Origin of the sequence: Streptomyces sp. ITFR-16 (assembly GCF_031844705.1) — a bacterium.
Classification (GTDB): domain Bacteria; phylum Actinomycetota; class Actinomycetes; order Streptomycetales; family Streptomycetaceae; genus Streptomyces.
In genome coordinates, this window is the sequence record NZ_CP134609.1 from 333347 (window position 1) to 355164 (window position 21818).

Sequence of the window (21818 nt, forward strand, 5' to 3'; positions counted from 1 at the left end):
GCCGCATCCGGCCACCGGGAGCCGCACCGAACCGTCACGCCCCGGAGGCACCGCATGAGTATGGAAGTCACCGCCTGGTCATCGCTGCACAGCGCGATGAACGCCCAGCAGGAGCGCAGGCCCTTCTCCCGGGCCACCGTGCGCCGCATCGCCTCGTTCGCCCGGCCGCGCCGCCGCGAGCTCTACCGGTTCCTGCTGCTCAGCGTCGTGACCGCACTGCTGGCGGTGGCCACCCCGGTGCTGGCCGGACGTGTGGTCGACGCGATCGTGCAGGGCAAGGAGAGCGGGACGGTCACCCGGCTCGCCCTGCTGATCGCCGTGATCGCCGTGGCCGAGGCGGGGCTCGGCCTGCTGACCCGCTGGCTGTCCGCCACCCTCGGCGAAGGACTGATCCTGGACCTGCGGACGGCGGTCTTCGACCATGTCCAGCGGATGCCGGTCGCCTTCTTCACCCGCACCCGGACCGGAGCGCTGGTCAGCCGGCTCAACAACGATGTCATCGGGGCGCAGCGGGCGTTCAGCAACACCCTGTCCGGGGTGGTCTCCAACCTGGTGACGCTGGTGCTGACCCTGACCGTGATGCTGACCATCTCCTGGCAGATCACCCTGCTCGCGCTGGTGCTGCTGCCGGTGTTCGTCGTGCCCGCGCGGCGGATGGGCTCCCGGATGGCGCGGATGCAATTGGAGGCGGCCGGGCACAACGCCGCGATGGGCACCCAGATGACGGAGCGCTTCTCGGCGCCGGGCGCGACCCTCGTCAAGCTCTTCGGCCGTCCCGCCGACGAGTCCGCCGAGTTCGCCGCCCGCGCCCGCCGGGTCCGGGACATCGGCATCCGCACGGCCATGGCGCAGTCCACCTTCATCACCGCGCTCACCCTGGTCTCCGCTCTGGCGCTGGCCCTCGTCTACGGGCTCGGCGGCTACTACGCCCTGCACGGCAGCCTGGAGCCGGGGGCGGTCGTGGCCCTCGCCCTGCTGCTCACCCGGCTCTACGCCCCGCTGACGGCGCTGGCCGGGGCGCGGGTCGAGGTGATGAGCGCGCTGGTGAGTTTCGAGCGGGTCTTCGAGATCCTCGACCTGAAGCCGCTGATCGCCGAAAAGCCGGACGCCCGTGAGGTCCCGGAGGGTCCGGTGTCCGTGGAGTTCGACGGGGTCTCCTTCGGCTACCCGTCCGCCGACAAGGTCTCGCTCGCCTCGCTCGAGGAGGTCGCGGCACTGGACTCGCGCGGCGGTACGCAGGTGCTGCACGAGGTCTCCTTCCGCGCCGAACCCGGCCGGATGGTCGCACTGGTGGGCTCCTCGGGCGCCGGCAAGTCGACGATCGCCCAGCTGCTGCCCCGGCTGTACGACGCCGACGCGGGCGCCGTACGGCTGAACGGCGTCGACGTACGCGACCTCAGCGCCGCCTCGATCCGCGAGACGCTCGGCATGGTCACCCAGGACGGGCACCTCTTCCATGAGTCGGTGCGCGCCAATCTGACCCTGGCCCGGCCCGGCGCCACCGAGGAGGAGATCTGGGACGCGCTGCGGCGCTCGCGCCTGGACGGCCTGGTGGCCTCGCTGCCCGACGGGCTCGACACAGTGGTGGGCGAACGCGGCTACCGGCTCTCCGGCGGCGAGCGCCAGCGGCTGACCATTGCCCGGCTGCTGCTGGCCCGTCAGCGCGTGGTGATCCTCGACGAGGCGACCGCGCACCTCGACTCCACGTCCGAGGCGGCCGTCCAGGAGGCCCTGGCCGAGGCGCTGGAGGGGCGGACGGCGGTGGTGATCGCCCACCGGCTCTCGACGGTGCGGGCCGCCGATCTGATCCTGGTCGTCGAGGAGGGCCGGGTGGTCGAGCGCGGGACGCACACGGAGCTGCTGGCGGCGGGCGGGCGGTACGAGGAGCTGTACCGGACCCAGTTCGCGTCGCCGGACGGGCAGGAGGAGGCGCGCGTCAAGTCCCTGTGACGCGCGCGACGCGGTGCTGCCGCGGTTCCCCTGGGTGAAGAATGGGAGCCACGGCACTACTGCGATCGAGCGAAGGCGGCATGGACTCTTTTGACTTGGGGCGCCTGACGGACCATGACTTCGAGGTCGTCTGCCGGGACCTGTTCGGCGAGATCCTCGGCGTGCCCCTGGAGCTCTTCCCGCGCGGCCGGGACCGCGGCATCGATCTGCGGCACACCGCCCCGGACGGCACCACGACCGTCGTCCAGTGCAAGCACTGGCCCCGGGCCTCGCAGGCGGCGCTGATCAAGCGGCTGGCCAAGGACGAGGTGGCGAAGGTCGCCGCGCTGAAGCCGGCCCGCTATCTGGTCGCCACGACGGTGGGGCTGACCGTCGACGGCAAGGACAAGATCCGCGACGACTTCGCCCCGTATGTGAGGACGACGGGTGACCTCTACGGTCTCGAGGAGATCGTGGCGGAGCTGCGCGGCAGGCCGGAGCTGGTCCAGCGGCACTTCAGGCTCTGGCTGAGCAGCACGGCCGTCCTGCAGACGGTGCTGCACCAGGACAAGTACCTGCGCTCGTCCTGGCTGCGGAAGGGGCTGCCGGACATGATGCGGACCTTCGTCCCGCACGAGGGCTTCGACCGGGCGAAGCGCATCCTCGACGAGCAGCACGTCTGTGTCATCGCCGGGCTCCCGGGCGTGGGCAAGACGACGGTCGCCCTGATGCTGGCGGCCTGGCGCATGGGCCACGGCCACGAGGTGCACGAGATCTCCCACGACGTCGACGAGATCGCGGCGTTGTGGCGCGAGGGGACCCCGCAGCTGTTCCTCTACGACGACTTCCTCGGGCAGACGACGCTGGACTCCCAGCTGAACAAGAACGAGGACGCCCGGCTCCTCAACGTCATCCGCGAGATCCAGGAGGCGCCGGACAAGGCCCTGGTGATGACGACCCGTGACTACATCCTGGAACACGCCCTGCTGAAGCACGAGCGGCTGGGCTCACCGGATGTGACGGAGGCGACCAGCGTCGTCCACCTCACCGATCTGAGCCTGGGGGTTCGGGGGCAGATCCTCTACAACCACGTCCACGCGTCCGGGCTCACGGCCGACCGGAAGCGGCCGTTCGCCGAACCCGCCATCTGGCAGCCGATCGTCCGGCACCGCAACTTCAGCCCCCGGCTGATCAAGGACACTCTGCGCGTCGCTTCCCGGGGGGACCAGGACGTGGCGGCGGCGCTGCTGAAGAACCTCGACGATCCCCGGCGCATCTGGGAGCGGATCGTGGACAACGACCTCACGGACGAGGCGGTGCATCTGCTCGAAGTGCTCTTCACGTTCCGTACGACGTCACTGGAGTCTCTGCGGGAGTCGTGGTCGTTGTACCGCGAGGAAATGGGCCTGGTGGCGGACGCGCGGGCCTTCCGGCGGGCTGTGCAGGTGCTGGACGGCACGATGGTGGCCGTCGACGCGCACGGGGTGTCCTTCCACAACCCGTCGATCGCCGACTACCTCCGCTTCCACCTCGACGCCGGGCGGGCGCGGATGCCCGCGCTCCTCGGGGCGCTGGTCCAGCCGGTGCAGATCCACAGCCTGACCGATGCCGCCGGGATGCCCGACGGAACGGGGATCCTGGCGCAGCTGAAGGCGGCCATGAAGCGGACGGAGGCGGCGGTCCTGGAGACGACGGACTACGTCGAGTGGTCCCTCGACACCGAGGACGAGAGCATCGCGTTGAACCTCCAGTGGATCCTGGAGGTCGCCGAGGTGCTCGACTCGCGCTCCCTGGCGGCCCATGTGGTGGCGGAAGCGAACGCGGGACTCTGCCGGGGTGAGCACGTCGAGCACCTCGTCAGTCTGGTGAACGCCATGGAGTACAGCCCGGTGATTGCTCCGGAGGAGCGGGAGCGCTTCAGCCGTGATGTGGCGGAGGAAGTCCGTCAGGCCCTCAGGGAACAGGCGTGGGCCGGGGACTGGCTCCAAGCCATCGAGCTCCACCGGACACTGGAGCAGATACCGGGGAGCACGGTTGACCAGGCCCTGCTCGACGAGGTGGTGCACTGCGCGCTCGGCGGGGTGCGCACACTCGCCAGGATGCGGGAATGCGACTTCGATGACGCTTTCACCGAGCCGATCGACAAGCTCCTGGCATTCCTCGACGAGCGCGTCGACAGCAGCGAGGACTCCGAGGATGTCGGCAAGGTCGAGAGCATCCTGCACACGCTCATGGCCGTCGAGGACCATGTGCGGTTCACTCCCCGCCGGGAAACCGCCGCCCCCGCCCCGTACACCGACGAGGCACGTGACAAGGCGGTCCTCAACGAGCTGATGCGGACGCTCGCCGAGGAGTGACACACGGATGCCCCCGGCCGCACGCGCGGCCGGGGGCACCGGGGCAGGCGGTCGCGTCAGTCGTTGTCGGTCTCCTGGCGGGTGACGGAGCCGTCCGCCGCGTCGACGTCGAGGGTGGTCTTCTTCCAGTCGTCCGAGACGACGTCGACCTTCCAGACGAGGACGTTCTGGTCGTTGTCGTCCAGGTCGACGGACGTGACCGTGCCCTTCTTCTTGCCCGTGGCCGCCTTCGCCGCCTGCTGCGGCGTCTGCTTGGCCTTGGCGATCCGGTCGGCCGTGCGGCTCTTCTCCTCGGCGTCCTGGTCCGCGTCCTCGGTGGACTTGAGGACCTTGCCGGAGACCGCGTCGATGCGCACGGTGTGCTCGGTGCCGTCCTTGGCGGCGACGGCCGCGACCCACTCGGGGCCCGTACCGGGCGAGGCGCTCGTGCTCGGGGACGGGCCGGCGCTCGCGCTGGGGGACGCGCTGTCGTCGGAGTCGTCGTCCCCGTCGCCCGGGCCCTTCAGGTCGAGTTCGAGGAGCTTGCCGCCCTCGACGGCGCCCTCGGCCGTGGTGACGGCCTTGTCGAAGGTGACCTTGGTGGACGCGAGGAGGGCCTTGCGCTCCTTCTGGTCGCCGGTGAGCGGCGCGGCCGGCGAAGCGCTCTTGCTCGCGTCGGTGGAGGGGGTGGTCGTCCGCTCCGGGACGGCGCGCGCGGCTTCCGAGGTCGCGGTGCCCGTCGACGTACTGCCGCTGTCCTGACCGCAGCCGGTGAGCAGGGCGGCGGTCAGGACGACGCAGGCGGCGCCGGCCGCGCGGAGGCGGTGGGCACGCAGGAGGCCGGTGTTCTTCGGGTGGGGATCATGTCTCATGCCGGGATGCCTACCGCGCGGTCCCTCCGGCATGTGGGGTGGGCGGTGGGTGTCACCCGATCGACCCGCCATCCGGTGTCAGGCGGCCTCGGCGTCCTCCGGGATGCTGACCAGCCAGCGGGTGTCGCGGCGGGGCCGCAGGTACAGGGCCCAGTACAGGGTGGCGAACGCCGTGATCCCGCCGGTCCACAGGAGATACGAGGTCTCCTGCTGGGTCAGGATGTACGCGAGCACCGCGATGAGCAGCACCGGGATCGCCGGCCACAGGGGCATCCGCCAGGCCGGGGCCTCGCGGTGCGTGCCGCGCCGGCAGAGCAGGGCGGCGACGGCGACCAGCAGGTACATGGCGGTGACGGAGACGCCGGTGACTCCGTACAGCGTGTCGAGGCTGACGAAGCAGAGCGCCGCGCCGGGGATGCCGACGACGAGGGTCGCCACCCACGGCGAGCCGAACCGGCCGAGCCGGGACAGCGCCTCGTTGACCGGGGCGGGCCAGGCCTTGTCGCGGGCGGAGGCGAACAGCACGCGGGAGTTCTGGATGACCATGACGATGCCGGCGTTGATGATGGCGAGGGCGACACAGAGGCTCACGAAGGTGCCGACGGCCGAGTTGGACCAGGCCTCGACCATGCCGCTGAGGTCACCGGAGGTCAGGGTCGCGAGGTCGGGCGCGCCGACCGTGATGGCGATGACGGGCACGAGGATGACGGCCGTCGAGATGGCGAGCGTGGCGAGGACGGTACGGGACACGTTGCGCCGCGGGTCCTCCAGCTCCTCCGAGAGGTAGACGGCGGTGGAGAAGCCCTGTGTGATGAAGAGGGCGATGGCGAGTCCGGAGACGACCGTCATGGCGGTGACCGTGGAACTCGTGCCGCCCGGCGCGGCGACCGTGCCGTGCACCAGGGCGGAGGCGCCCCGCTCGGAGTGCGCGAACCCGAGGACGGCGACGACGCCCGCGGCGATCACTTCGAGGACGAGGAAGATCCCGGTGATCCAGGCGTTCGCGCGCAGGTCGAGGAGGCCCGCGAGGGTGGCCAGCAGCATGACGCCCGCCCCGGCGAGGGGGGCGGGGATGTGCACGAGGGGGGCGAGGTAGTCGGCGGTCCCCATGGCGATGACCGGGGGCACGATCATCACGACGAGCAGTGAGAGGACGAACACGAGCCAGCCGGCCAGCCGTCCGGCCATCGTCGAGACCATGGCGTACTCGCCGCCGGCGCTCGGGATGAGGGTGCCCAGCTCCGAGTAACAGAACGCCACCGCGATACAGAGCAGCGAGCCGATGGCGATGGTGAGGGCGGTGTAGGTGCCGAGTCCGGCGAACAGGTCGGGCACGACCACGAAGAGGGTGGAGGCCGGTGTCACGCACGAGAGCGTGAGCAGGGTTCCTCCCACGACGCCGATGGAACGCTTGAGCTTCTGCGGGGTGGGCCCGGTCGCGGGGGCGAGCGCCTGGGGAGCGCTGAGCGTGTCGGTCATCGTGTGCGGGTTCCGATCAACAGGTGCGGTCGTCGAGCGCGGGAGCGGTATCGCCTCCGGACACGGGGTGAGGGATGGTTCCGGTGCTCCCAGCGCGTCATGCAATACCGACGCGTTCCGCAGGTCAATAGCTGATTTACTTCGGAATCCGTTGCCGGAGTGCCCTCTCTCAACGGTTTGGCGCCAAGATCGCGTCAGGACAACGGATTCGGCCAGTGCGGTAACCGCAGCGCGCGGGCACGAAAAGTTTCGTTCAAATCCACCGTTGGTTCCGCTGGGCTCCGGCGCGGCCGGATTGCTCCGTTCCGGCGGGTCGCGATCCGGCTGCTTTGGTGCGAGCCTGGAGGCATGACCTGGGCGTCCTGGACGACACGCGGAGTGTATTCGGGGCACGGCGGCGTGCTCACCGAGGAGGTCGGGCCGCTCTCCGGCGACCTGACGATCCACACCACTTGGGCCGACGACACGGCGCAGATCACCGTGCAGTACACCGGCGCGGCCGACTGGTTCACGATGGCGGGCAGCCCTGTGCCGTGCCCGTCCGAGGCAGCCAGCCGGGATCTGCACGATGCCGCTGTGGAGGCCGTACGGCGGGGCTCGGCGGCGACGGTGCCGACAGCGGTGCCGGAGTCGGGCCGGCGGGTGGACGAAGCCGCTTCCGAATAACCGCGGACGTGCCGGCACGCCCGCGCGCGAGAGCGTGCGGGCGTGCGATGACGTCTGTCCGGGCGGGCGGGGTCAGCCGGCCTTCTTCACGAACTCCGTGGTGTACGTCTTGGACAGGTCGACGTCGGCGTTCTTCAGGTTCGGGTTGAACGCCTTCAGGACCCGCTCCACGGTGGCCGGTCCGTCCGCCGGCATCACGCCGTCCTCGGTGAACATGGGCAGGGTGCTCTTGATGGACTCCGCGTACAGCGCGGCGCCTCCTCCCTGCGCGTAGTCGGCCGGCATCTTCGCGGCGATCTCGTCGGCGCTGTGCGTCGACATCCACTTGAGTGTCTTCACGAAGGCGTTGGCCAGCTTCTGGACGGTCGCCTTGTGGCTGTTGACCCACTCCGTCTGCATATAGAGGCTGGAGGACGGGTAGAGCCCGCCGAGCGCCTGCCGGGACCCCTCCGGGGTCCGCATGTCGACGAGGATCCTGCCCAGCTTCTTGTCGAGGACGGTGGCCACCGTGGGGTCGGTGGTCATACCGCCCTGGATGGAGCCCTGCTGGAGGGCGGAGATGAACGTCTGTCCGGCGCCGACCGCGACGGGGGTGAACTCGCTGGTCTGCACGCCGTTCTTCACCGCGAGGTACTTCGTCAGGAAGTCGGTCGAGGAGCCGAGGCCCGTCACGCCCAGCTTCTTGCCCTTGAAGTCCTTCGCCGAGGTGATGTCGCCCGCCGCCTTGTTCGAGACGATCTCGACCTCGCCGGGCGCCTGGGAGAGCTGGACCACCGACTCGACGTGCTTGCCCTTCACCTGGAGGTCCAGGGTGTGGTCGTAGAAGCCCACCGTGCCCTGTACGTCGCCGGAGACCAGGGCGGTTTCGGCCTGCACGCCGGCGGGCTCGGTCAGCAGTTGCACCGCCACGCCCTCGTCCTTGAAGTAGCCGAGCCGTTCGGTGAGCATCGCGGGGAGATAGATGACCTTGTCCAGGCCGCCGACCATGATCTTGACGCTGTCGTTCCTGTCGCCGGAGGCGGAGGTGGAGTCGCCTCCGCAGGCGGTCAGGCTCGCCGCGGCGAGCACTCCGGCGACGGCGAACGCCGGGATCCGTGGGGACATACGCATCGGGTTCACGTCCTTGTGAAGGAAGGTACGGAAGTGGAGGGGGAGGAGAACGCCTCAGCGGGCGGTGTCGGCGTCGGCCGGCTTCCAGCGGAAGAGCTGTTTCTCCAGGAAGGTGAGCAGCCCCTCGGCGAGCAGGGCGACGATCGCGAGGATGACCATGGCGGCGTAGACACCGGCCGAGTTGAAGGTGCCCTGCGAGGCGGCCACCAGCAGCCCGAGCCCCTTGGTCGCGCCGATGTACTCGCCGACGATGGCGCCGATCAGCGCGAAGCCGAAGCTGACGTGCAGGCTGGTGAAGATCCACGATGTGGCCGAGGGGATGACCACGTGAAGGGTGACCTGGCGGTTGCCGGCACCCAGGATGCGGGAGTTGGCGACGAGATTGCGGTCGACCTCCCGGGCCCCCTGGAAGGCGTTGAAGAACACCGGGAAGAACACCAGGACGACCGCCGAGGCGACCTTGGACGCCGGGCCGAGGCCGAACCAGATCAGGAAGATGGGGGCGAGGACGATCCGGGGCAGCGCGTTGAGCACCTTGATGTACGGGCCGAGCACATCGGCGGCGAACCGGACGCGGCCGAGCGCGATGCCGAGCAGCACCCCGGCGAGCACCCCGATGACCCAGCCGAGCAGCGCCTCGTAGAGCGTGTACCAGATCTGTTCCCACAGGGAGCCCTGGGCGGTTCCCTCGGTCACCCAGGTGTGGATCTGGTCCCAGATCTTCGACGGCATCGAGAAGTTGAACGGATCGATGACGGCGGTCCTGGCCAGCCACTCCCACAGTCCGACGACCGCGACGAGCACGGCGATCCGGCTGCCCAGCACCAGCATCCTGCGGTTGCGGGCCGCCCGGGCCCTGGCCGCCGTCCGGCCGGTCCCGGTGGCGGCCCCGCCGTCGGCGGCGTCCTTCGTGACGGTGTCAGGCAGCATCGGCCGCACCCCTCTCGCGCGTGATCCGGACCTCTTCGCCGAGCGAGGACCAGATCTCCCGGTAGATCTCCAGGAACCGGGGCTCCAGCCGCACCTGTTCGACCTTGCGCGGGCGCGGCAGCCCGATCTCGAAGACCTCCTTGACCGTGGCCGGGCCCGCCGTCATCACGACGACCTTGTCGGCCAGGGCGATGGACTCCTCCAGGTCGTGGGTGACGAAGACGACGGAGGCGCCGGTGCCGCCCCACAGCTCCAGGAGTTCGTCGGACATCAGGGCCCGGGTCTGCACGTCGAGCGCGGAGAACGGCTCGTCCATCAGCAGGATCTCCGGGTCGTTGACGAAGGTCGCCGCGAGCGCGACCCGCTTGCGCTGGCCGCCGGAGAGCTGGTGCGGATAGCGGTCCTCGAAGGAGGACAGGCCGACCCTGGCGAGCCAGGCGCGAGCCCGCTCCTTCGCCTCCGCCTTCGGCACACCCCGGAAGCGGGGGCCGGCCATCACATTGGAGAGCACGGTCCGCCAGGGGAAGACCGCGTCCTGCTGGAAGACGAAGCCGACCTTGTCGCCGATGCCGCGCACCGGTGCGCCGGAGACCAGCACCTCGCCCTCGGTGGGCTCCTCCAGGCCGCTGATCAGGGTCAGGGTGGTCGACTTGCCGCATCCGGTCGGGCCGACCACGGCGACGAACTCGCCCCGGCCGATCGTCAGGTCAAGATCCCGTACGGCGGTGTGGAGCGCCCCCGACGGAGTCCGGAACGCTTTGCTCGCCCCCCGCAGCTCGATGGCGGGGCTCGTTTCGCTGTTCATGGGCCGGGACGCTAGGGGCGGTCCGGCCGGGGCGGGAGTCTTGCGCCCACAAGCGCGGGTTGTGCCCGTTACCCGTGGTTCTGCTCATTGTGCTCACGCCTGGACAACGAAGCGGCGACGGGCCCTAGGCAGCGAGGTCGGTGGCGTTTACGTTGCGTTCACACGGAGCGAATCGGAGAACCGGATTCGAGGGCGGCGAGAGAGCAGAGGACGACGGCATGCGGATTCACTGGCCCCGTCGTGTCTTCGCCCAGGTGCTGCTCACCCAGGTCGCCATCACCACGGGTGTGGTCATGCTCGTCACCGGTCTCTTCCTGGCCCCGCTCAGTCATGAACTCGACGACCAGGCGATGCGCCGGGCCCTGTCCATCGCCCAGACCACCGCGGCCGAACCCGGTCTGGTGGACAAGCTGCTGAGCACCGGGCCCAGCCCCACGGGTCCCGTCCAGGCCGAGGCGGAACGGATCCGCCGGGCCACCGGGGCGCTGTACGTCGTGGTGATGGACACCCGGGGTGTGCGCTGGTCGCACACCGAGACCGACCGGATCAGCCGGCATGTCTCGACCGACCCGAGCACGGCCCTGTCCGGCCGCGAGATCATGCAGATCGACATCGGCACCCTGGGGCGCTCGGCCCGCGCCAAGGTCCCGCTGCGCGACCGGCACGGCACGGTGGTCGGGGCCGTATCGGTGGGGATCGCGTACCGGAGCGTCCGGCAGGGGCTGCTCGGCACCATTCCGGTGCTCCTTCAGTACGCGGGCGCCGCGCTGGCCGCCGGGGTGCTGGCCGCGCTCGCGGTGTCCCGGCGGCTCCAGCGCGACACCCACGGCCTGGCCTTCGCGGACATCTCGGCGCTCCTGGACGAACGCGAGGCCATGCTGCACAGCATCCGTGAGGCCGTGCTGGCGCTGGACGCCCGCGGGCGGATCAGGCTGCTCAACGACGAGGCGCAGCGGCTGCTGGAGCTGACCCCGGACGCGGTCGGCCGCGCACTCGGGGACGTGCTGCCGCCCGGCCGGACGGCGCAGGTGCTGGCGGGCCGGGTGGACGGGGCGAATCTGCTGACCGTGTGCCGGGGGCGGGTGCTGATCGCCAACCGGATGCCGACCGGGGACGGCGGCGCGGTGGTGACCCTGCGCGACCGCACCGAGCTGGAACTCCTCGGCCGGGAGCTGGATTCCACACACGGCCTGCTCGACGCGCTCCGCGCCCAGGACCACGAGCACGCCAACCGGCTGCACACCCTGCTCGGCCTGCTGGAGCTGGGTATGCACGACGCGGCGGTGGAGTTCGTCACCGAGGTCGCGGACGACCGGCGGGCCTCGGCCGAGCAGGTGGCCGAACGGGTCAGCGATCCGCTGCTGGCGGCGCTGCTGGTGGGCAAGTCGGCGGTGGCCGCCGAGCGCGGCGCGTCCCTGCGCGTCTCCCCCGCCACCCGGCTGCCCGATGTGGTGGTGGACCCGCGCGACCTGGTGACCGTGCTCGGCAATCTCATCGACAACGCCCTGGACGTCGCCACGCTGGTCGAGGTCGAGCTGCTCGCCGAGAACACCGGCGCGGTGCTGCGGGTCAGTGACAACGGTCCCGGGGTGCCGGTCGCCCTGCGGGAGCAGATCTTCACCGAGGGCTGGTCCACCAAACAGGCCCCGGCCCACCGCGAACGCGGACTGGGGCTCGCGCTGGTGCGCCGCCTGGCCGAGCGCTACGGCGGCACCGCCCGGGTGGCGGCCCGGGCGGGCGGCGGATCGGTCTTCACCGTCGTGCTGCCCGAGGCGCTGGCGGTACGACAACTGACCGGAGTGGGAGAGTCGCAGTGATCGATGTACTGGTGGTGGACGACGACTTCCGCGTGGCGGAGATCAACGCGGCGTATGTGGCCAAGGTGCCCGGCTTCCGCGTCGTCGCCCGCGCGCACACGGCCGCGCAGGCCCTGTCCGTACTGGAGCGCGAGCAGGTGGACCTGATCCTCCTCGACCACTATCTGCCGGACCGGCCGGGGCTGACGCTGGTCCATCAGCTGCACCGGATGGGGCACCCGGCCGACGTCATCATGGTGACGGCCGCCCGCGACGTCCTGACCGTGCGGACCGCCCTGCGGTACGGCGCCCTGCAGTATCTGGTCAAGCCGTTCAGCTTCGGCGGCCTGCGCTCCAAGCTGGAGAGCTACGCGACGCTGCGCCGCACCCTGGAGGGGGTGGAGAGCCGCCGGGGCGAGGCCGGGCAGGAGCAGGTCGACCAGATCTTCGGGGCGCTGCGCACGGCGGAGTCGGTGTCGGCCGCCGGGCTGCCGAAGGGACATTCGGCGCCGACCGCCGACGTCATCCGCCAGGTCCTCTCGGCGGCCGGCGAGCCTCTGTCGGCGCACGAGGTGGCGGCGCGGGCGGGCCTGAGCCGGTCCACCGCGCACCGCTATCTCAAGTACCTGCAAGGGGCGGGGCGGATCAGCCTGAGCCTCAAGTACGGCGACACCGGCCGGCCGGAGCACCGCTACGCCTGGGCCCCGGCCGGCTGATTCCCGCACACCTCGCATCCCGCGTCACCGGGTGTCGCGCACCGCCACGATGCCGTTGAACACCCCGACGTACGCCGTGCCGTCCGGTCCGACGGTGACCGGGGCCCAGTTGTTGTCGTACGAGGGTCCGGTGCCGGTGAGCTTGGTCCAGCGCCGCTCCCCGGTGCGGAAGTCGACGGCGCTCAGATACCAGGCGTCGATGCCGAGGACGTTGGGCTGTTTCTCGTAGAAGTACAGCAGGCCGTTGGCGGTGGACAGCTTGGGCACGGTGGAGGGTGAGCGGACGGCACTGTTCCAGACGGTGTCGCAGCCGCTGCCGTCGGGCCGTACGTCGATGCGGGCGACGCCGCCGACGACGCTGCGGCCGAGCAGGAGCGAGGTGACGTTCTCGTAGCCGTAGTTGTTCTCGACGACCAGGCTGTTGCCCCAGCTGATCATGGAGTTGTCGGTGGTGGAGGCCCCGGAGCCGAAGACGGGGACCTTGCAGACGAGCCGCCGGTCGTCGGGGACGCCGGGGGCGCGGCGGTAGACGAGGACGTTCATCCGGTCGTCGGCGTTGTCGGTGATGGCGACGTAGTCGTCACCCTCGCCGAAGAGGTCGGGGGTGGTGCCGGAACCCTGGTTCACCGAGCCGGGTTTGGTGCCGGTCCCCCGGTCGTACGTCTGGCGCCACTGGACCTGCGGGGTGCCGTCGGCGCGGGCGGTGAAGCTGTAGAGGGCGTGGTCGGTGACGATGGAGACGCCGTCCTCGGCGACGGAGAAGGAGTTCTGGATCTCCTCGCCGGTGAGCTGCACGGAGCGGACGGCGGAGGTCCGCGGGTCGACGGTGCCGACCCTGCCGAGCCGGGTCACCCACCAGATGCGGCCCTGCCAGTCGGGCATGACGGAGGTGACGGGGTCGCAGGTGCCGCTGGGGTAGAGGTTGGTCCAGCTGACGCAGTCGTGCGGCACCTGTCCGGTGAGGTCCCAGTCGTCGTCCACGACGAAGCGCCAGCCGCCGTCGGGGGCCTGCTCGTGCGCGATGCGCTGGATGTGCTGGCGGGAGTCGGCGAGGACCACCCGGTCCTGGTCGTCGAGGTAGAAGTAGGCGCCGCCCGAGGTGTCCTTGAAGATCTTGGAGAAGTCGAGCCGGGTGATGGCCTCGACCGTCGAGGAGCGCTGCGGCAGCTTGTACTCGGCGAGGGTGTCGAGCGTGCGCGGGTCCAGGAGCTTGAGCAGGAACCCGGTGAACGTGCCGCACACGGTGACGAGCCGGCCCGCCGCGTCGAAGGTGGCGGTGGCGCACTCGCCGCCCAGGGGCGCGATCTGCTCGCTGCTGACCTCGGGGTCGCGGCCGAGCGGTCCTGAGTACGGATGGGTGCCGCTGCCCCACGCGTCGCCGTGCATGCCGCTGCGGCCGTTCGGGGCGAGGAAGGGGTGCTGCGGCGGGGCCTGCCCGGGGACCGGTGTGGCGGTGGCGGGCGCCCCCGTGTAGTCGCTGACCAGCCGGTGGCCGGGGGCCCGGGGTATGTCGGACGCGGCGGCCGGTGACGCGGACGCCGTGAGCGCCGTGGCGCAGAGGGCGAGTGCCAGGGCCAGGGCGCGGACGGGTCCGCTTCTGGTCAGGGGGGACAGCGGGGACATCGGACTCCTCGGTCGGGGGCGGGGTCGCGCCGCCGCCCGACGCTAGGTCGAGGCCCTTGAAGTGTCCATGGAAACCCGCTGTGTTTCATGGACGCTTCACGGCGGTGCAACGTTGACCGCCGGCGCGCCGGGCGAGGCCGGCCCCGCGCCCGGGCGCGGCCCCCGTGTACGGCGGTCGAGCATCTCCCGCCGGATCGCGGTGACCGCGGTCCTGGCCCGGTCCGAAGCGGCCCGGCCGCCGGCCTGGTCGGGCACGAAGCGGTGGAGCGGCCGGGCGCAGCGCCCGCAGGCGGCGTCGGTGGTGAGCAGCCGGCCGTCCTCGCAGGCGGGTTCGGCGCACATGCCCGGCCGGAGCAGTTGTTCGGCGATCTCCAGGGGCGCCCGGCGGCGGCCGTCCTCGTCCGTCTCCTGGAGCGTGTGGGACCAGCGGGAGTGCCAGCGGCGTTCGGCCCGGTCCAGGAGCTGGTCGGGGCTGCGGCGGTCCAGTTCCCGCCGGATCAGCCCGACCAGCTCGCGGGGGAAGCCGCCGCCGAACGCGCGCACGAGCGGCGGCGGGAGCGCGTGGAGGACGTACGCGACGGGGTCGCCCCCGGGCCGCTGCCACCGCCTGCACCGGCAGTCCCCGTCCGCCGTGAACGGCGCACCGCACCGGCCGCACAGGCCGCGGCAGTTGCCGCAGAGCCCGTCGGCGAGCTTGTCCACATGAGGCGCGGGCGCCCGGCCGCACTCCCGGCAGCACGCGGCGCACAGGGCGCAGAGGCGTTCGCTCCCGACGGCCGTCGTCCAGGGCCGCTGCGAGCACCGGCAGCAGCCGCTGTTGCGGCAGTGCTCGTGGTGAGCGGCGCCCGGCACGCGTCCATGAGGGGGGAATGACATGCCTGAACTGTACGGATCAGGAGCACCTGCACACGATTCCCCGGGGCGGTCAGGGCCTGATGCTGCTCACGACGTCGGCGGTGGCCGTCAGGCCGTCCTGGATCGTGGGGGCCATGCTCGTGCCGGCGAGGAAGAACCCGAGGAGGGCGCAGACCAGCGCATGGGAGACCTTCAGTCCGCCGTTGCGGAGGAAGATCACCGCCAGAATCAGCAGAAGCAGCACCAGTGAGATCGAAATGGCCATGGCCAACCTCCTCCGCCGCGCCGGAATTGCGGCATTCGGCGTCAGTGTGGCGCAGCGGAGGGGCCATCCGGCGCACCGGCGTGTCCGCCAAACGGGTACGTCCGGGCCGTCCCGGCGGGTACGCGCGCGAGGGGGAGCGGGGGCACCTCCGCGCGCCCCCCGCTCCCCCTCCGGCCTGCGGTGTTACGGCGCGGGCAGCTCCATCAGCGCGGCGACGGTCTCGCGGTGGCGGCCCGCCGTGCCGTATGCGGTCGCGTCGGCCTTGGCCCGCTTCAGATACAGGTGCGCGGGGTGCTCCCAGGTCATCCCGATGCCGCCGTGCAGCTGGACGCACTCCTCCGCCGCGTGGACGGCGACCTTGGAGCAGTACGCCTGGGCCACGGCGACCGCCAACGGCGTGTCGGGGCTGCCCGTGGCCAGGGCGTCGGCGGCGTTGCGGGCCGCCGCACGGGCCGAGACGATCTCCAGCCAGAGCTGCGCCATGCGGTGCTTGAGCGACTGGAAGGACCCGATGGGGCGGTTGAACTGGTGGCGCTCCCGGGTGTGTCGCACTGTCTCGGTCAGGCACCACTCGGCGAGTCCCAGCTGCTCCGAGGCGAGCAGCCCGGCTCCCGCGAGCAGCCCCCGCTCCACGGCGGCCCGGGCCGTCCCGGCGTCCGCGAGGAGGGTGCCGGTGGCACCGGCGAGGGTGACCGCGGCGAGCGGGCGGGTGAGGTCGAGCGCGACGAGCGGCTCGAGAGTGACCCCGGCCGCGTCCGCGGCCACGGCGTACAGGCCGTCGGCGGTGGGGACCAGCAGCACGTCGGCGGCGGCCGCGTCGGCGATCGGGCCGAGGGCGCCTTCGAGGCTGCCGGACACCGCCGCGGCCTCCGCCGCAGCCACGCTTCCCGGTGCCGCGCTCCCCGGTGCCGCGGCGAAGGGCACGGCGAGGACCGCGACCCTGCGGCCGGTGGCCAGTTCGGTGAGCAGTTCAGCCGCCGGCCCGTCCTGCGCGCCGAGTGCGAGCAGCGTCTCGGTGGCGACGACGGAGCTGGTGAGGTAGGGCGCGGCGGCGACGCTGCGGCCGAGTTCCTCGATGACGACGGCGGCCTCGCGGTGGGAGGCGCCCTGGCCGCCGAGCTTCTCGGGCACCAGCAGTCCGGCGGCACCGATGTCGGTGGCGAGGGCCTTCCAGAGCTGCGGGTCGTACGGCGTGTCGGACTCGGTGCGGGCGATCACCGCCGGCGCGTCGGCCCGGTCGGCGAGCAGTGAGCGCACCGCCGCCCGCAGGTCCTCCTCGGCCTCCGAGTACAGCAGATCGGGTGCCTGGCTCGCTTCGGGCTGTGCGGTCATCGGGAGAGGTCCTTCCAGGCGACGTCCTTGTCGTTGCGCGGCTCGGCGGGCAGGCCGAGCACGCGTTCGGCGACGATGTTCAGCAGTACCTCGCTCGTGCCGCCCTCGATGGAGTTGCCCTTGGAGCGGAGGTAGCGGTAGCCGGCGTCGCGCCCGGTGAAGTCGACGAGGTCGGGGCGGCGCATGGTCCAGTCGCTGTACAACAGCCCTTCGTCACCGAGGAGTTCCACCTCCAGCCCGCTGATCTCCTGGTTGAGGCGGGCGAAGGCCAGCTTCATGCCGGAGCCCTCCGGGCCCGGCTGTCCGGCGACGAGCTGCTGGCGCAGCCGTTCACCCGCAAGCCTGGCGACCTCCGCCTCGACCCAGAGCGTCAGCAGCCGCTGGTGCAGGTCATGGGTGCGCAGCCCGGGGCGTTCGCGCCAGGTCCGGGAGACCGGGCCGATCATGCCGCCCTCGCGCGGGATGCGGGATCCGCCGATGGAGACGCGCTCGTTCATGAGCGTCGTCTGTGCGACCTTCCAGCCCTCGCCGACGGGTCCGAGCCTGCGGCTGTCGGGGATGCGCACACCGGTGAGGAAGACCTCGTTGAACTCGGCCTCACCGGTGATCTGGCGCAGCGGCCGCACCTCGACGCCGGGATCGGTCATGTCGCAGATGAAGTAGCTGATGCCCCGGTGCTTGGGCACGTCCGGGTCGGTGCGGGCGATGAGGATCGCCCAGCGCGCCACATGGGCGCTGGACGTCCAGACCTTCTGCCCGTCGACCACCCAGTCCTCGCCGTCGCGCACCGCGCGCGTGCCGAGCGCTGCCAGGTCGGAGCCGGCGCCCGGTTCGCTGAAGAGCTGGCACCACACCTCCTCGCCGACCCACAGGGGGCGCAGGAAGCGCTGCTTCTGCTCGTCGGTGCCGAAGCCGAGGACCGTCGGGGCCGCCATGCCGAGGCCGATGCCGATACGGCGCGGGTCGTTGTCCGGGGCGCCGGCGGCGGCGAGTTCGGCGTCGACGACCGTCTGGAGGGAGCGCGGCGCGTCGAGGCCGCCGAGCCCGGCCGGGTAGTGCACCCAGGCGAGTCCGGCGTCGAAGCGCGCCCTGAGGAAGTCGGTGCGGTCCGTGGTGGCCGGGGGGTGCGCGGCGAGCAGGTCGCGGGTGCGGCGGCGCAGTCCGGCGGCGTCGGGGGCGGTCATCGGGCGGCTCCCGACGGCAGGACGACGATGCGGCCGGTGCTGGTACCGTCGGCGACGCGCTGGACGGCTGCCGCCGCCCCGGCCATCGGGACCCGCTCGCTGATCAGCGGCTTGATGGCTCCTTCGGCGGCGAGCCGGGTGAGTTCCGTGTGGCAGTCGCGGACCGCCTGCGGGTCCTTGGTGTTGTACAGGCCCCAGTGGAGTCCGAGGACCGAGTAGTTCTTCACCAGGGCGTGGTTGAGTGCGGGCGTGGGGATGACGCCGCTGGCGAAGCCGACGACGATCACCCGTCCCTCGAAGGCGATGCACTTCACGGACTTGGCGTACGCGTCGCCGCCGACGGGGTCGTACACCACATCGGCGCCCCGGCCTCCGGTGGCCTCCTTCACGGCGGCGACGATGTCGTCGGTGCGCCGGTCGACGACCAGGTCGCAGCCGAGTTCGGCGGCGGCCTTCGCCTTTTCCGGCCCGCCGACCACACCGATGACGGTGGCGCCCGCGGCCTTGCCGAGCTGTACGGCCGCGCTGCCCACGCCGCCCGCGGCGGCGTGGACGAGTAGCGTCTCGCCGGCCTGGAGGCGCGCCCGGCGGTGCAGCCCGAACCAGCCGGTCTGGTAGCCGATGTGCAGGGCGGCCGCCTCGGCGTCGTCCAGGCTCTCAGGGGCGGGCAGGAGTGCCGCCTCGTCCGCGACGACGTACTCGGCGAATCCGCCGTGGGGCAGGGCGGAGGTGGCGAGCACCCGGCGCCCGTCGCCGGTCCGGCCGCAGATCTCCACGCCGGGGGTGAACGGCAGCGGGGGCCGTACCTGGTACTGGCCGCGGCAGAGCAGCGCGTCGGGGAAGTTGATGTTCGCCGCGAGCACCTCGACGACCACCTGCCCGTCGCCGGGCGTCGGCCGGTCCGTCTCCTCCAGCCGCATCACCTCGCTCGGCTCGCCGTTCCGGTGCACTCGCCATGCCTGCATGAGGGGCCTCCACAACACTGTCGGCATTACCACTGCTCCGGGGCATACTAAGCGGTCGCTTGCCCCTGTGGGAACAACCTGCGGGCGACCGGTTCGAGCGGGCCCGGACACGGCCGTGCGCCCGGCCCGCCCCGGGGTGCGGCGGCGCCGGGCGCACAAGGGAAGGGACCCGTTACTTCCCCACCACCACCTCAGCGATCCCCGGCGCCGGGGAGCCCGCCCGCCAGACCAGGCGTACCGCGTCGGCCGTCCGGCCGGGGGTGCCGATCCTGGTGTACGGTCCGCCGAGCTTCCCGGCGGTCCGCCAGTCGCCGTCCGCGCTCCGCAGCTGGATGTCCGCCGCGCCCTCGGCACCGGCGGGCCTCAGGACGGTGACCGACCCGACCGCGCGGGCGGCGCCGAGCGCGATCTCCAGGGCCTCGCCGGCCTCCGGGGCACGCGCGGCGCGGTAGACGGTGGCCGGGTCCCCGTCGGCCGCCGAGTCCAGGGCGGATCCGGTGGCCGCCGGCGGGTTGCCGGCGACCGCGGCGCGCGTGGTCGTGACGTGGAACTCACGGACGACGACCCAGCTGGTCTGGCCGGCGGTCGCCCGCGCCCGCACATAGCGCGCCTTCGTTCCGGCGAGCGGGGTCGCGGTGACGTCCGCCCGGCCGGAGAAGTCCGTGAGCCTGTGCCAGCGGGTCCCGTCGGCCGAGTACTCCAGCACCCCCGCGTGAAGGTAGTCCTCGGTGCTGCCGGGCTTCCCCATGGCGAGCGTGATCCCGCCGATGTCCGTGGACTCGCCCAGATCGACGGTGACATGGTCGCCCTCGGCCGGTGCACCGTCGCTCCAGAACCAGGTGCCGTCGTCGCCGTCGAGCATCCGTGCGACGGTGTTGCTCCGATACGTGCCCAGGCTGGTGGAGGCGGTGGGCCGGCCGCTCACCCCGAGGATCCGGTCGTGTTCGGCGGTGGCCGCTTCGACGAACCCGTCCAGCACCCCGTCACCGACGAGGACCGGCACCTCACGCCCGTCGAGCCCGGTGTACGTGAACGACGTGGCGCGCTCGACCTGCGCGGGCAGCTGCTGCCTCAGCTCCCAGGCCCGCGCCCCCTGTCCCGCGCGGGCCGCCTCCACCATCCGCAGGGCGGTACGGGCCGCGGTCGCCCAGGACTCGGTGGCGTCCAGCCAGGGGCCCGCGTCGTCGAGGAAGCCGTGATCCGGCAGACCGGTGCGCAGCCGGGCGGGGGCCGCACCGAGGGAGGTGAGCACGGAAGTGAGCCGCTTCGCGTCACCGGAGGCCCAGTAGCGGGCGAACGCGGCGGCCAGTTCGGGCGCCTTGTCGGCGTTGAGCGCGGAGCTGTAGTTCACGTCGGCGAAGGCACGCAGCGCCCGCGCGGTGCGGGCGTCGCCGCCGGCGTACTCCTCGATCCCCCGGACCCAGGAGGTGCGGGGGTCGTACGCCTCGTCGTTCCAGGCGTAGTCCGCGACGGTGTACAGCGAGAGCTTCGAGGCGTACGGCTGGATCATCGGGTTGGCGGTGATCCCGGCGAGCCGCCCCGGCAGCCCCTTCTCGCGTCCGTTGAACGGGCCGAGCAGCAGCCGGTCGGTGGCGTAGTCGTTGACCGGGTAGTTGTCCCAGGTCAGGATCGGATGCCCGAACACCTCGCGGGCGGCGTCCGCCTGAGCGACCGTCATGGTCGGCGCGACCACGCCCACACCGGTCCACTCGACGAGCACATCCGGGTCGAGCTGCTCGGCCAGGGCCGTCTTGTACGGGGACGGGGCGACGTCGTAGTACTCGGTGGGGACCATCTGGAGCGGCTGGGCGCCGGGGTGGGTGGCGATGAACTCCTTGTCGACCCGGTTGAGCAGATACGCCTGGGCCGCGCCCGCGGCGCCGCCGCCGGTCCCCCACTTCGCCTTGTCGGCGTCGCAGTTCCAGTCGGTGTAGCTGATGTCGTCGAGCGGGACGGCGAAGGTGCGCACGCCGATGTCCCAGATGGTCCGGAACTTGTCGACCAGCGCCTTCGCGTCCTCCTCGGAGCTGTAGCAGACCGAGAGGCCGGGCGAGAGCGCGTAGGTGAACTCTACGTGCCGCCGGGCAGCCCGGTCGGCCAGCTCCTTGATCTGTGCCAACTGGTCGGCGGGGTAGGGATCGCGCCACTTCTCGCGGAGGTAGGTGTCGTCCTTGGGCGAGTACACGTAGATGTTCATCTTGTGCTCGCCGTAGTAGTCGAGCTGGTCGAGGCGGGCCGCGTGCGACCACGGGGTGCCGTAGAACCCCTCGATGACGCCGCGCAGCGCGGTACCGGGCCAGTCGCGCACCACGAGGCCGTCGATCCTCGCCCCCGGCCGGCTCCGCTTCGGCAGGATCTGGCGCAGGGTCTGGGCGGCGTAGTAGGTGCCGGTGGTGTCCTTGCCCGCGAGGACCACGCGGTTCGCCCCGATGCCGAGGACATAGCCTTCGGCGGGCAGCGCGGAGGGCCCTTCGATCTTCTGCGCGGCGAGGGCGCGCGCGTCGCCGACGTGGACGGTGAGCCCGGTCGCCGGCGGCCGGGCGGCGCGGACGACGCGCCGCACACCGGCCCCGCGCAGGGCGGCCTCCACCAGGTCGAGCGTCGGGTCGTCGGCCGTCTCCCCGGCGACCAGGGTGACGGTGGGGGTGAGCGTGATCCGGTCCGGGCGGTGGTTCACCGAGCGCGGGGTGGGGGTGATGGCCGGGGTGTCCTGGGCCGTGGCCGGGGTCCCGGTGGGGCTCCCGTCGGCCGCCCGGGCAGGCGGTCCGGCGGCCAGCAGTCCGCCGGCGAGCAGCGCGGCCGCGGCGGCGAGCGCGGTGAGACGGGGTGGGCGAGGCGTCACAGATCCTCCATGGGTCACTCAAGTCACCGGAGTCGCGCAGCACAACGAACCCGAATGCAACATCTTGGCGCTGCCATGTCAATGGTCTGGACAACATCAGTGCGTGGACCTGG

Annotated in this window: 17 protein-coding genes; 5 read left to right on the top strand and 12 right to left on the bottom strand. The window is 71.8% G+C overall.

Annotated features, from left to right (window positions below; all coding sequences use genetic code 11):
- The first annotated feature begins 54 nt into the window (after positions 1-54).
- A complete protein-coding gene (locus tag RLT58_RS01560; protein ID WP_311308527.1) occupies positions 55-1950 on the top strand; it encodes an ABC transporter ATP-binding protein in 1896 nt (631 codons plus the stop codon).
- 95 nt (positions 1951-2045) lie between these two features.
- Positions 2046-4286 (top strand): nSTAND3 domain-containing NTPase, encoded by a 2241-nt coding sequence (locus RLT58_RS01565; protein ID WP_311308528.1) that lies wholly within the window; start codon positions 2046-2048, stop codon positions 4284-4286.
- A 56-nt stretch (positions 4287-4342) separates the two neighbouring features.
- On the opposite strand, the gene RLT58_RS01570 is transcribed toward RLT58_RS01565, so the two are convergent.
- Together RLT58_RS01570 and RLT58_RS01575 are read right to left on the bottom strand one after the other, a co-directional pair.
- Positions 4343-5137 (bottom strand): PepSY domain-containing protein, encoded by a 795-nt coding sequence (locus RLT58_RS01570; RefSeq protein WP_311308529.1) that lies wholly within the window; start codon positions 5135-5137, stop codon positions 4343-4345.
- A gap of 78 nt (positions 5138-5215) precedes the next feature.
- Positions 5216-6616, bottom strand: coding sequence for an APC family permease (locus RLT58_RS01575; RefSeq protein ID WP_311308530.1), 1401 nt, complete (start codon positions 6614-6616; stop codon positions 5216-5218).
- Positions 6617-6964: 348 nt separating this feature from the next.
- Between RLT58_RS01575 and RLT58_RS01580 the strand changes: the two genes are divergently transcribed.
- Positions 6965-7282 carry a hypothetical protein gene (locus RLT58_RS01580; protein ID WP_311308531.1) on the top strand — a complete coding sequence of 106 codons (318 nt, stop codon included), beginning with the start codon at positions 6965-6967 and terminating at the stop codon, positions 7280-7282.
- A gap of 72 nt (positions 7283-7354) precedes the next feature.
- Here RLT58_RS01580 and RLT58_RS01585 read toward each other — a convergent pair whose 3' ends face one another.
- Genes RLT58_RS01585 through RLT58_RS01595 form a run of 3 tightly spaced genes read right to left on the bottom strand, consistent with a single transcriptional unit; the run spans position 7355 to position 10127 of the window.
- Positions 7355-8392: an ABC transporter substrate-binding protein gene (locus tag RLT58_RS01585; protein ID WP_311308532.1), complete on the bottom strand. Its 1038-nt coding sequence runs from the start codon at positions 8390-8392 to the stop codon at positions 7355-7357.
- 54 nt (positions 8393-8446) lie between these two features.
- Positions 8447-9322, bottom strand: coding sequence for an ABC transporter permease (locus RLT58_RS01590; RefSeq protein WP_311308533.1), 876 nt, complete (start codon positions 9320-9322; stop codon positions 8447-8449).
- Positions 9312-10127: an ABC transporter ATP-binding protein gene (locus tag RLT58_RS01595; RefSeq protein WP_311308534.1), complete on the bottom strand. Its 816-nt coding sequence runs from the start codon at positions 10125-10127 to the stop codon at positions 9312-9314. The genes RLT58_RS01590 and RLT58_RS01595 overlap by 11 nt, the downstream gene beginning before the upstream one ends.
- Before the next feature lie 218 nt (positions 10128-10345).
- On the opposite strand from RLT58_RS01595, the gene RLT58_RS01600 reads away from it, so the two are divergent.
- Both RLT58_RS01600 and RLT58_RS01605 read left to right on the top strand, forming a co-directional pair.
- Complete coding sequence (locus tag RLT58_RS01600) at positions 10346-11944, top strand: ATP-binding protein (protein WP_311308535.1); 1599 nt, start codon at positions 10346-10348, stop codon at positions 11942-11944.
- A complete protein-coding gene (locus RLT58_RS01605; protein ID WP_311308536.1) occupies positions 11941-12639 on the top strand; it encodes a response regulator in 699 nt (232 codons plus the stop codon). Before RLT58_RS01600 ends, RLT58_RS01605 begins: the two co-directional genes overlap by 4 nt.
- A gap of 24 nt (positions 12640-12663) precedes the next feature.
- Here the strand turns inward: RLT58_RS01605 and RLT58_RS01610 are convergent, their stop codons facing one another.
- From RLT58_RS01610 to RLT58_RS01640, 7 genes are all read right to left on the bottom strand, one after another.
- The gene (locus RLT58_RS01610) at positions 12664-14262 is read right to left on the bottom strand and encodes a hypothetical protein (protein WP_311308537.1); all 1599 of its coding nucleotides are present in this window, start codon (positions 14260-14262) and stop codon (positions 12664-12666) included.
- Between the two features lie 96 nt (positions 14263-14358).
- Positions 14359-15138, bottom strand: a complete 780-nt coding sequence (locus RLT58_RS01615) for a hypothetical protein (protein WP_311308538.1) — start codon at positions 15136-15138, stop codon at positions 14359-14361.
- Between the two features lie 49 nt (positions 15139-15187).
- On the bottom strand, positions 15188-15382 hold the full coding sequence (locus RLT58_RS01620; RefSeq protein ID WP_311308539.1) for a hypothetical protein: 195 nt from the start codon (positions 15380-15382) through the stop codon (positions 15188-15190).
- Between the two features lie 183 nt (positions 15383-15565).
- Positions 15566-16714 carry an acyl-CoA dehydrogenase family protein gene (locus tag RLT58_RS01625; protein ID WP_311308540.1) on the bottom strand — a complete coding sequence of 383 codons (1149 nt, stop codon included), beginning with the start codon at positions 16712-16714 and terminating at the stop codon, positions 15566-15568.
- The gene (locus RLT58_RS01630) at positions 16711-17898 is read right to left on the bottom strand and encodes an acyl-CoA dehydrogenase family protein (RefSeq protein ID WP_311308541.1); all 1188 of its coding nucleotides are present in this window, start codon (positions 17896-17898) and stop codon (positions 16711-16713) included. Before RLT58_RS01630 ends, RLT58_RS01625 begins: the two co-directional genes overlap by 4 nt.
- The gene (locus tag RLT58_RS01635) at positions 17895-18863 is read right to left on the bottom strand and encodes an NADPH:quinone oxidoreductase family protein (RefSeq protein ID WP_311308542.1); all 969 of its coding nucleotides are present in this window, start codon (positions 18861-18863) and stop codon (positions 17895-17897) included. Before RLT58_RS01635 ends, RLT58_RS01630 begins: the two co-directional genes overlap by 4 nt.
- 172 nt (positions 18864-19035) lie before the next feature.
- Positions 19036-21705, bottom strand: a complete 2670-nt coding sequence (locus tag RLT58_RS01640) for a glycoside hydrolase family 84 protein (RefSeq protein ID WP_311308543.1) — start codon at positions 21703-21705, stop codon at positions 19036-19038.
- Positions 21706-21818 lie beyond the last annotated feature (113 nt).